The 9,718-nt window shown below is 65.5% G+C and carries 12 protein-coding genes and 1 pseudogene; 4 read left to right on the forward strand and 9 right to left on the reverse strand.

Features of this window, described 5'->3' with window-relative positions:
* Window positions 1-135: pseudogene (locus AADJ04_RS16410) on the forward strand (alkene reductase); the annotation flags it as partial.
* Between the two features lie 373 nt (window positions 136-508).
* On the opposite strand, the gene AADJ04_RS16415 reads toward AADJ04_RS16410, so the two are convergent.
* The 3 genes from AADJ04_RS16415 to AADJ04_RS16425 form a co-directional block, all read right to left on the reverse strand.
* Window positions 509-1,390 carry an alpha/beta hydrolase gene (locus AADJ04_RS16415; RefSeq protein WP_341240267.1) on the reverse strand — a complete coding sequence of 294 codons (882 nt, stop codon included), beginning with the start codon at window positions 1,388-1,390 and terminating at the stop codon, window positions 509-511.
* A gap of 203 nt (window positions 1,391-1,593) precedes the next feature.
* Window positions 1,594-1,839 carry a glutathione binding-like protein gene (locus AADJ04_RS16420; protein WP_341240268.1) on the reverse strand — a complete coding sequence of 82 codons (246 nt, stop codon included), beginning with the start codon at window positions 1,837-1,839 and terminating at the stop codon, window positions 1,594-1,596.
* A 53-nt stretch (window positions 1,840-1,892) separates the two neighbouring features.
* The gene (locus AADJ04_RS16425) at window positions 1,893-2,282 is read right to left on the reverse strand and encodes a YkvA family protein (protein ID WP_341240269.1); all 390 of its coding nucleotides are present in this window, start codon (window positions 2,280-2,282) and stop codon (window positions 1,893-1,895) included.
* A 145-nt stretch (window positions 2,283-2,427) separates the two neighbouring features.
* Between AADJ04_RS16425 and AADJ04_RS16430 the strand changes: the two genes are divergently transcribed.
* The gene (locus AADJ04_RS16430) at window positions 2,428-2,694 is read left to right on the forward strand and encodes a ParD-like family protein (RefSeq protein ID WP_341240270.1); all 267 of its coding nucleotides are present in this window, start codon (window positions 2,428-2,430) and stop codon (window positions 2,692-2,694) included.
* Window positions 2,694-3,494, forward strand: coding sequence for a type I methionyl aminopeptidase (gene map / locus AADJ04_RS16435; protein ID WP_341240271.1), 801 nt, complete (start codon window positions 2,694-2,696; stop codon window positions 3,492-3,494). Before AADJ04_RS16430 ends, map begins: the two co-directional genes overlap by 1 nt.
* A gap of 97 nt (window positions 3,495-3,591) precedes the next feature.
* On the opposite strand, the gene AADJ04_RS16440 is transcribed toward map, so the two are convergent.
* The 6 genes from AADJ04_RS16440 to AADJ04_RS16465 all read right to left on the reverse strand — a co-directional run bounded on the left by AADJ04_RS16440 (window position 3,592) and on the right by AADJ04_RS16465 (window position 9,023).
* Entirely contained in the window at window positions 3,592-4,329 is a 738-nt protein-coding gene (locus AADJ04_RS16440; RefSeq protein ID WP_142081182.1) for an SDR family NAD(P)-dependent oxidoreductase, read from the reverse strand.
* 46 nt (window positions 4,330-4,375) lie between these two features.
* A complete protein-coding gene (locus AADJ04_RS16445) occupies window positions 4,376-5,938 on the reverse strand; it encodes a cryptochrome/photolyase family protein (RefSeq protein ID WP_341240272.1) in 1,563 nt (520 codons plus the stop codon).
* A complete protein-coding gene (locus tag AADJ04_RS16450; RefSeq protein WP_341240273.1) occupies window positions 5,935-7,251 on the reverse strand; it encodes a DASH family cryptochrome in 1,317 nt (438 codons plus the stop codon). The genes AADJ04_RS16445 and AADJ04_RS16450 overlap by 4 nt, the downstream gene beginning before the upstream one ends.
* Window positions 7,252-7,305: 54 nt before the next feature.
* Window positions 7,306-7,374, reverse strand: a complete 69-nt coding sequence (locus AADJ04_RS16455; protein ID WP_341240275.1) for a hypothetical protein — start codon at window positions 7,372-7,374, stop codon at window positions 7,306-7,308.
* Window positions 7,375-7,437: 63 nt separating this feature from the next.
* On the reverse strand, window positions 7,438-8,478 hold the full coding sequence (locus AADJ04_RS16460; protein WP_341240274.1) for an NAD(P)-binding protein: 1,041 nt from the start codon (window positions 8,476-8,478) through the stop codon (window positions 7,438-7,440).
* The gene (locus AADJ04_RS16465; protein ID WP_341240276.1) at window positions 8,475-9,023 is read right to left on the reverse strand and encodes a lipocalin family protein; all 549 of its coding nucleotides are present in this window, start codon (window positions 9,021-9,023) and stop codon (window positions 8,475-8,477) included. The genes AADJ04_RS16460 and AADJ04_RS16465 overlap by 4 nt, the downstream gene beginning before the upstream one ends.
* 166 nt (window positions 9,024-9,189) lie before the next feature.
* Between AADJ04_RS16465 and AADJ04_RS16470 the strand changes: the two genes are divergently transcribed.
* Complete coding sequence (locus AADJ04_RS16470) at window positions 9,190-9,432, forward strand: glutaredoxin (protein WP_066699259.1); 243 nt, start codon at window positions 9,190-9,192, stop codon at window positions 9,430-9,432.
* Window positions 9,433-9,718: the final 286 nt, after the last annotated feature.

Raw genomic sequence — 9,718 nt, forward strand, 5'->3', positions numbered from 1 at the left:
ACCGCCTTCCTGGCTAATCCGGACCTGCCCGCACGCATCAGAGCCAAGGCACCGCTGAACGCGCCTGACCCCAACACGTTCTACACAGGTGGCGCCAAGGGCTATACAGACTATCCGACACTGCAGGTCGCATAAATCACCGCCCCAAAAGATCGAAGAAACGAGCCACTTTATACCCAAGGCTCTGCCCTTCGATCTTGCGAAGCTGTGAATCGATGGCGTCTACCGAGTGTTGTGCGCCATCACGATCTTTAATGGATAAATTGCCTCGGTTTGCTTCGCCGCACGCCGAACTCGTACGACGTACATCGTTTCCGGTTCAAACTGTACCGAGGCCGCACTATGCTCCCATCCTGCGGTGACGGTTAGGCCGCGAACGGCTGCCCGCCGCTGCTTACCGGCGGCTCAAGATGCAAACGTGATCTTCTGCTTTGGGCCGGGAGCAGCCAGCCACTACCCCCTGGTTACTTGCCCAAAACCTGCCTATTTCACAGGGATCGGGTACCGACTACGCCAGACCCGTATGCGCCCGCAGCCACGCCGCAACATCCCCCGTCACCTCATCCCGATTCGTCTCATTCAAGATCTCATGCCGCGCGGCCGGGTACAGCTTGACCGCCACATCGGCCACACCGGCATCGCGATACCGCTGCCCCAGTTGCTCCAACAACACCCCGCCTGCGGCCAGCGGGTCTGCGTCGCCGGATGCGATGAGGATGGGCAGGTCGCTGCGGATGCACGCGAGTTGCGCGGGGTCGGCCAGCCTGGGGGCGGGGGCGAAGAGTGAGGGGATCACGTCGGGTGGCACGTCCCAGCCGCACCATGGGTCGGCCACGTAGGCATCGACCTCGGCAGCGTCGCGCGACAGCCATTCGTAGCCGGTGCGGTGCTCAAAGCCTGCGTTGAAGGCCGCGAGCCCGGCGGGGGCATCAGCAGGCGCATTGGCCATGGCGGCGGCGAACAGGTCGAGGGCTGTGGAGCCTGACAGGATGACGCCGGACCAGGTGGATGAATGGTCAATGATGGCCGCCTGCGCTGCGAACGAGCCCATGGAGTGGCCGAACAGAAAGAGCGGAAGCTGCGGCCCATGCTGCGCGCGCAGCAGTGCGCCGAACTGGGCCACGTCGGCAATGAGGCCGCTGAAGCCAGCGCTGCCAAAGTCACCCAGCTTGCCACCTGCCGTGCGCCCGTGGCCGCGATGGTCCACAGCGTGGACGATGAAGCCTGCGGCGTTGAGGGCACGGGCAAAGCGGTCGTAGCGCTCGCCGTGTTCGGCAAGGCCGTGGGAAATTTGGACGACGCCCACCGGTTGGCCCGGGGTTTCGGCCCAGGTGTAGGTGGTGACACGGGTGCCGTCGGCGTTGGACTGGAAGGAGGAGGTGGTGCTCATCACTTCATTCTGGCACAGTGATGGGGCCGCGCTGTCGCTTGCGCATCATCGCCGCCTGATGCGGGGGCGCTGTGCAGTAGGCCATGGCTATGGCGCTGGCCTACGTGCTGCAGCGGCGTGGGCAAGCAAGCCGGACCAGGGCAGATTTGCTGTCACTGCCGTTGCAACGTTATGGCCGGACTACCCAGTTGCCGATTAGCCCGTTACCACTTGGGCAGGATGCGCTCACCCGGCAGCATGTCGTAGGGGCTGGCCCATCCGGGCAGTTGGCGCAGGCGCTGCAGCCACGCATGAATGTGGGGGTAGCTCGCGGCCACGTCGTAGCCGCTTTCTTCCAGCGGGTAGAACATGTAACCGCACCGAGAAAAGTCAGCCATGGTGGGCTGATCGCCCACCATGAAGGCCCGGTTTACCAGGTGCTGGTTGACGATGCCAAAGGCGTTGTCCATGCGCCCTTTCAGCCAGCCCATCACCGCAAGCGACCATCAGTGGACATTAGCCTTCAACCCAGGGGCCGCAACCACACCCACAAAGCGGTCCCCACCAACAGCCACAACGCCACCACCAGCACCGCCCCTGCCATGCTGCGGGGCTTGGCGCCCTGGGTCTGCATCCAGGCATCGGCGTGGCCACGGCACTCGGTCAGCACATCGGGCGGCAACAGCTGCAACGTCAGCCAGATCAAGCCCGGCAGCAGCACATCGTCCACATAGCCCAGCACCGGGATGAAGTCAGGGATCAAGTCAATCGGGCTCAGCGCATACGCCTCCACAAACAACCCGAGCGCCTTGGCATACCAAGGCGTCTTGGGGTGCTTGCCAGCAAACCACAGGGTGACCCCATCGCGCTTGATGCGCTTGGCCCACATTCTCAATGTGTCGCTGATGCCCATGCCGATGTCTCAGGGTGCCCCTGGGCACGGAGCCAATGATGCCCCAGCCCTGGCATCCCCCCCTTGCCATGCGGAGTCTGCATTGCCCCAGCAAAAATAAGCAAAACATATACAATTAACATACGTTTTACATATTTCTTAGACCATGGGCATCGTCAAAATTTCCGATCAAATGCACGAGAACCTGCGCTTGGCCAGTAACGCATTGAGCCGTTCCATCAACTCCCAGGCCGAGCACTGGATGCGTGTCGGCATGCTGGCCGAGATGTACCCCGGCCTGGACCACCGCGAGATTTGTCAGATGCTGGTGCGCGCTGAGCTGGCCGGTGGCCTGGACGTAGCACTGGCTGCGCGGGGCGAGCTGGACAAGGTGGCAACCACAGCCCCCGCCCGCGCAGGAAAGCAGCACTGATGGCGCGCGCACATCGCGGGGTGCCGATTCGCTCGGCCGATGAATTGGTAAAGGCGCGCCAAGCGGCGCAGTTGGCCGCCGAAGTGCTGGCCATGATCGAGCCGCATGTGGTGCCGGGGGTGACCACCGAGGCGCTGGATCAGTTGTGCCATGACCACATCGTCAACGTGCAAGGCGCGCGGCCTGCCAACGTGGGCTACCTGGGTTACCCCAAGACGGTGCTCACCTCGGTGAACCATGTCGTGTGCCACGGCATCCCGTCGCCCCAGCAGGTGCTGAAAAAGGGCGACATCGTGAACATTGACGTGGCTGTGGAAAAAGACGGCTGGTACGGCGACACCAGCCGCATGTTCTGCGTGGGCACGCCCAGCACGCTGGCACAGCGGCTGGTGCACACCACGTACGAAGCGCTGTGCGCAGGCATTCGCGAAGTGAAGCCCGGCGCCACGCTGGGCGATGTGGGCCACGCCATTGCCGCTGTAGCGCACCGCGAGAAGTTCAGCGTGGTGCGCGAATACTGCGGCCACGGCATTGGCACCGTGTACCACGACGAGCCCCAGGTGCTGCACTACGGGCGGCGCGGCCAGGGCCTGCGGCTGGAAGCCGGCATGGTCTTCACCATCGAGCCCATGCTCAACGCAGGTCAGCGCGAAACCAAAGAGCTGGCCGATGGCTGGACGGTGGTGACGCAGGACCGTTCTCTGTCTGCCCAGTGGGAACACATGGTGGCCGTGACCGACAGCGGCTACGAGGTACTCACCGCCTGGCCGGGCGGCACCGGCGTCTACCCGCCCATTTGACCGAACCCACTGGCGCGGGCATTCAGGGCAAATCGGCCGCCAGCGCTTGATGGGAGCGCGCCGGCCATATCAAAAAGATAGCAAACGGCTGCATTACTCACCACGGCAGTGGCTCGCCGCTGTAGGCGTGAAAGCTGCCGGTTTGCTCCGCTGGCAGCCCGTCGAGCACCCGCAGCATGCCCCCCGCCGCATCGGCGGCTGGTCGTCCAATTTCTGCCCCGTTGAACGGAGCCGACAGCGCCGAGTTGACGGTGCCTGGGTGCAGCGCCACCAGCACGGCCTGCGGGTGGGTGCGGGCCACTTCGATGGACGCCGTTTTGACCAGCATGTTGAGCGCGGCCTTGCTGGCGCGGTAGCTGTACCAGCCGCCCAGGCGGTTGTCGCCAATGCTGCCCACCTTGGCCGACAGCACGGCCAGCAGACCGCGCCCCTGCTTGGGCAGCAGCGGTGCGAAATGGGCCAGCACCAGCGCGGGGCCGAAGGTGTTGGTGCGGAAGGTAGCTTCCATCTGTGCGTAGTTCAACTGGCCCAGGCGCTTTTCAGGCATGCCGTGGGGGCCGTGCAGCATGCCCGCGGCGTGGATGATGCAATGCCACGGCCCCTGGGCCTTGAGTTGCTGCGCGGCGGCGGCGATGGTCGCCTCGTCGTCCAGATCGACCGCTGGTTGAGTGTGGCGGCCCAGGCCAACAGCCAGGGCGCAGCGTGGGTCGGATTGCAGGTGGGCAAGGAAGGCGCTGCCGATGGCGCCGGTGGCGCCGATGACGAGGGCGCGGTAGCCGTCGGGCAATGACTGCAAAGAGGTGAACGGGCTTGCGGCGGGTTGAGCTTGAGACATGGCGCAGTCCTGCGGTGAGGGGTCTTGAGATGGTGAGGCAAACGGGCTACAGCGCATCCAGCCGCGTGCGCAAGCTGGCCGCATGCTCACGCAACGCATCGAGTTGCGGGCCCTGCATCTTTTGCAACTGGCGGTACACCATGCCGAGACGAAAGTTGTTGCCCAGCGTGCCTTCGTTGCGCGCAAAAAAGTCCCAGTACAGCGCGTTGTACGGGCAGGCGCGCTCACCCACCTTTTGCTTTTTGTCGTAGTGGCAGCCGCTGCAGTAGTCGCTCATGCGGTCGATGTAGGCGGCGCTGCTCACGTAGGGTTTGGTGGCCAGCAGGCCGCCGTCGGCAAACTGGCTCATGCCCAAGGTGTTGGGCACTTCCACCCATTCAAAGGCGTCGATGTACACACCCAGGTACCAGCGGTGCACGGCAGCAGGGTCGAGCCCCGCCAGCAGCGCAAAGTTGCCGATGACCATGAGGCGCTGGATGTGGTGGGCATAGGCCTGCTCCAGCGACCGGCCCACGGCGTGCTGCATGCAGCGCATGCGGGTCTTGCCCGTCCAGAACCAATCGGGCAGCGGCGTGCTGTGGCCCAGGGCGTTGCGCTCGTCGTAGCCGGGCATGTGGGCCCAATAGATGCCGCGCACATATTCGCGCCAACCCAATATCTGGCGGATAAAGCCCTCCACCGCAGGCAGGGGCGCGGTGCCCGCGTGGTACGCAGCCTGGGCGCGCTGCACCACCTCGTGCGGGCGCAGCATTTTGGTGTTGAGCGCGAAGGACAGAAGGGAGTGAAAGAGCCGCGCGCTCTTGGTGCTCATGGCGTCTTCATACGCGCCAAAGTCGGGCAACGTGGTGGCAATGAAGTGGTCAAGCCAGGCCAGTGCCTCGGCCCGATTCAGCGGCCATCGCAGCGCGTGGGCCTGCGGGTTGCCAAAGCTTTGCACGCCTGCGGCCTGGATGGTGGCCCACAGGGCGCTGTGGTCATGCGTGGGGCGGGCGTCGGGCGGCAGTGCAGGGGTGCCGGGCCAGGGTTTGCGGTTGTCGTGGTCGTAGTTCCACTGGCCGCCTTCGGGCTCTCCGGCTTCATCGATCAGCACGCTGTGGCGCTGGCGCATGCGGCGGTAGAAGTGCTCCATGAGCCACTGCTTGCGGCCTTGGAACACCTCGGCCATTTCGGTGCGGGTGGTGTAGAAGTGCCCGCTGCTGACGGCCTGCACGGCAAAGGGCTGCTCTAGGCCCCAGGTGCGCAGTTGCTCGTCCAGCCGCCATTCGTCGGGGTGCTGGTATTGCAGCGTCTGCGCGCCGTAGTGGGCCATGAGGGCGGCCAGGTTGTCAGGCATCGACTGGCGGTTGCTGGGGTCGTCAATCGCCACGTAGCGCACGCGGTGCCCGGCTTCGCGCAAGTGGCGGGCCAGGTCGCGCATGGCGGCAAAGATGGCGAGGATTTTTTGCGCGTGGTGCAGCACATAGTCCGTTTCTTGCCGCACTTCCATCAGCACGTAGACCACGCATTCGTCGTGCGTGGCGAACCATGAGTGCTCAGGGTTGAGCTGGTCGCCCAGCAGCAGGCGCAGCGTGTGGGCACGCTGTGGGGTGGAGGATTGCTGCGTGGTCATGCCGTGCCCCACAGTCGGCGGTAGCTGCCGTCGGCATCGTGGTCTTGCGCCTGCTTGATGGGGTTGAAGCGGCGGCCTCCGCGCGGGTCGGTGCCGCGCCCGGCGATGTAGAGCCAGTTGGCCTGGTTGCTGTACACGTCGTAGTCCACCAGTTGCGATTCAAACCATGCCGCGCCCGCACGCCAGTCGCCCCGCAGGTCATAGATGAGGTAACTGGCCACCACCTGGCGCAGGCGGTTGCTCAGATACCCGGTGGCAGCCAGCTCGCGCATGGCGGCGTCCACCAGGGGCTGGCCCGTATCGCCCCGGCACCAGCACTCAAAACCGCGTGGGTTGTGTGGGGCGGGCGGCAGCTCTGACAGCCCCCGCGCCCGGTACAGCGCTGCGCCGTATTGCAGGTGCAGCAGCCGAAAGTAGTCGCGCCACAGCAGCTCAAACCAGAGCCAGTAGGTGCCGTCGTTCGCGCCGTGCTCGCGCTCGAAATCTTTCAGCTCAGCATAGATCTGGCGCGGCGAGATTGCCCCCGTGGCCAGCCAGGGCGAGAACTTGCTGGAGTAATCCAGCCCCGTGAGCCCGTTGCGTGTGTCCTTGTAGCTGTGGGGCAGCTGGCGGGCTAGGTACTGGGCCACGTGGGCCAGCGCGGCAGACTCGCTGCCATCACACGCGGGCGTTCCGTAGGGGAAGGACGAGCGGGTGTCGCTGCCCTGGGGCGGTGTGGGTTGCTGGATGCTGGCAGCGCCCTGCTCTGCGCCCACGGCTTGCAACACCGGCACGGGTACCTCGGGTGGCGGCAACAGCTTCGTGGGCACGAGCAATGGCGCGGCGGGGGTGATGCCTGCACGTTCCACCTTCTGGCGGAAGCTGGTGAACACGCCGGGCAACTGGTCTACAGGCCAAGGCATCCGCGACGGGGGCAGCAGGCTGCTCTGCCACACGGTGCGCACCTGCAGGCCAGCGGCGCGCAGTGCGGCCACCTCGGCCTGTTCGTAGGGGGCGGCAATGTCTTCGCACACCACGGTGGTGGCACCCACAGCCTGGGCCAGTTGCGGCAAGGCGGTGGCGGGCGGGGCCTGGCAGATGAGCAGTGGGTTGCCCAGTGTGCTCATCTGCCCTTGCAACCCGCGCAGTGCAGCGGCGGTGAAGGCACGGCGGTGCGCACCCACACGGGCAAAGCCCCAGGGTGTGGGTTCATCCGGCGCGGGCAGACACACCACGGGCAGCAGGTGGGTAGCACCGCTGGTGAGCGCTGCGCGCAGCGCGGGTTGGTCGTGCAAGCGCAGGTCGTTGCGGAACCAGAACAGCACGGTGCTCATGCGGCGCCCTCTCCTGCGGCGTTGCCAGTGCGCTTGCGTTCGCTGCGGCAGCGGTCAGAGCAGTACTTCACCTCGTCCCACACCTTTTCCCACTTCTTGCGCCAGGTAAAGGGCAGTCCGCAATGCAGACAGGTTTTCTGCGGCAGGTCTTGTTTTTTGCGCATGCGCATCGCGGGCCCTTCAGGTTCAGCGGGCCTGCAGCACTTGCTGCGCCAGCGATTGGCCGCTGAGCCACGCGCCTTCCACCTTGCCGCCGTTGAGCCAGTCGCCACACATGCCCACGCAGGCAGTGGCATCCCACCAGTGGCCTTGGGTGAGTGCAGGTTCGGTGTCGGCATAGCGCCAGCGGTGGGCCGTGGCCTGCACGAGGTGTGCGGCAGGGCCGCCCAGCGTTGCAAATGCGGCGAGCAGGGTGGTGGTCGCAGTGTCGGCGCTGTCTTCGATATGGGCTTCGCTCCACTCGGGGCTGGCGTGCAGCAGCCAGGTTTCCGTGCCGGGGGGCACGGTGCGGCCCGGCTTGCTGCTGTCGCGGGCTACCCAGCGCAATGGCCCGTCGTTGATGAAGGCGCCATCCCACGGCAGCGGTACGGGCGCGGGGCAGCACACCATCACGGCCCAGCTGCCGCGCATGCGGGCACTGGCGGCTACCGCAGTGCCTGCCGCAGCCACGGGCTGCAGCAACGGCACGGCCTGGGGGGCGGGCACGGCCAGCAGCACCGCGCTGTAACGCTGGGCGTGCAAGCCATGCTCTGCCGAGGTAATGGTCCAGCCGTCTGCCTGCCGTTCCAGCCGCTGCACCGTGGTTTGCCACTGGGTTTGGGCACGTTCGCCCGCCTGCTGCAAGCCTTGCACCAGCCAGGCGGCGGGGGATGTCATGCGGGGTGCGCCGACAAAGCGTTCCAGCGGCGTCTCGGGCGTGGACCAGGTGCTGCCGTCAAAGCTGGCGAGGCGTGCGTCCCACAGCGCGGCCACGTCTGCCTGCTGCCAGCGGGCTACTTCGGCGCGAAAGGCGGCATCGCGTGCAGTGAAGTACTGCGCGCCGTGGTCGCACTGCCAGGGGCCTGCCGCGTCTTCGGCGCGGCGCGTGCTCATGCGGCCGGAAGGCCCCCGGCTTTTGTCAAACACATGCACCTGATAACCCCCCTGAACCAGGGCTTGGGCACATGACAAGCCCGCCAAACCCGCGCCGATGATGGCGACGGGCAACGCTTGCGCAGTGGTGGTCATGGCTGCGGGTCCGTGCGCTCGTGGGTCACCCAGATCAGCGCCTGGGCGTCGATGCCCAAAGCGTTGGCACGGGCGACGATCTGCTCGCGCAGTGCGGGTGCGAGTTGCTTGGTGCGCGACAGAATCCAGAAGTAACTGCGGTCTGGCCCCACCACCAAGGCCCACTGGTAGTCGGCATCCAGCGCCGCCACGTGGTAGCCGCCATAAAACGGGCCGAAGAACGATACCTTGAGCGAGGCTGTGTTGGCATCGCCCGTGAACAGGGCCTTGCCCACGGCCTGGCGCCATTGGTTCTTGGCCACATCAAAACCCCGGTTCACCACCCGCACACTGCCGTCGCTCTGGCGCTGGTAGGTGGCACTTACGTCCATCATGCCGCGTTCAAACGAATGGTCGAGCCGCGCCAATTCGTACCAGCGGCCCTCGTAGCGAGCCAGGTCGAACGGCGACACAGCCGCAATACCTTGGGGCGGCTGCATGGAAGCGCAGCCCGCCAAAACGACCGCCGCGCCCAGGGAGGCGAGCAGCACTGCACGGCGAAGCATGGGGGTGGTTGGAGGCATAAAAACCAATCAGTCACAAAACAAACCGAATGGTATACCAAACAAAGCAGGCACCACGAAGCTGCACGCTACGCCCCTCAGCCCGCCTGCGCAGGCCATCAGCAGCCCCGCCAGCACCTGCCCGCGCCGCCGCTTAAACTTGGCACCCATGACCCTCAAGATCACCGTTTATTCCAAGTCCGCCTGCCCCCAGTGCGAATCGGCCAAGAGCCTGCTGAAGGCGCGCTCACTGCCCTACGAAGAAATCAAGATCGACGATGAAGCCGAACGCCTGGCCTTCTACGCCAAGTGCGGCCCCGCCGTGCGGCAGATGCCGCAGGTGTTCATCAACGACCAGCGCGTGGGTGGGCTCACCGGGTTGCAGGCCGCGCTGCAGCAACTGGGCCTGTGACGGCCTGATCTCTCAAAATTCTCTTTCAAGGGCCGGGCCAATACCTCGGCCCTTTTTTCTGGCGGCTCCATTGGCAGTGGCAAACCGCCTCTTCTACTCCTGAGCATGCCAGTGGTACTGCCGCGGGCGCCCTCCTTCCACGTGCGCGGGTGTCCTACACGGTGCGCGCGAAGGCAGTGCTGCAATAAGGCACTGCACAAGCGCCCCAGGGGCGCTGCAGCCACCAGACGTGGGCTTCGCTGCCCTCGTCGTTATCGCTGAGCTATTGAGGAGCACCATGGAACTC

It is taken from the genome of uncultured Acidovorax sp. (assembly GCF_964021665.1).
In the GTDB taxonomy this organism is placed as follows: domain Bacteria; phylum Pseudomonadota; class Gammaproteobacteria; order Burkholderiales; family Burkholderiaceae_C; genus Acidovorax; species Acidovorax temperans.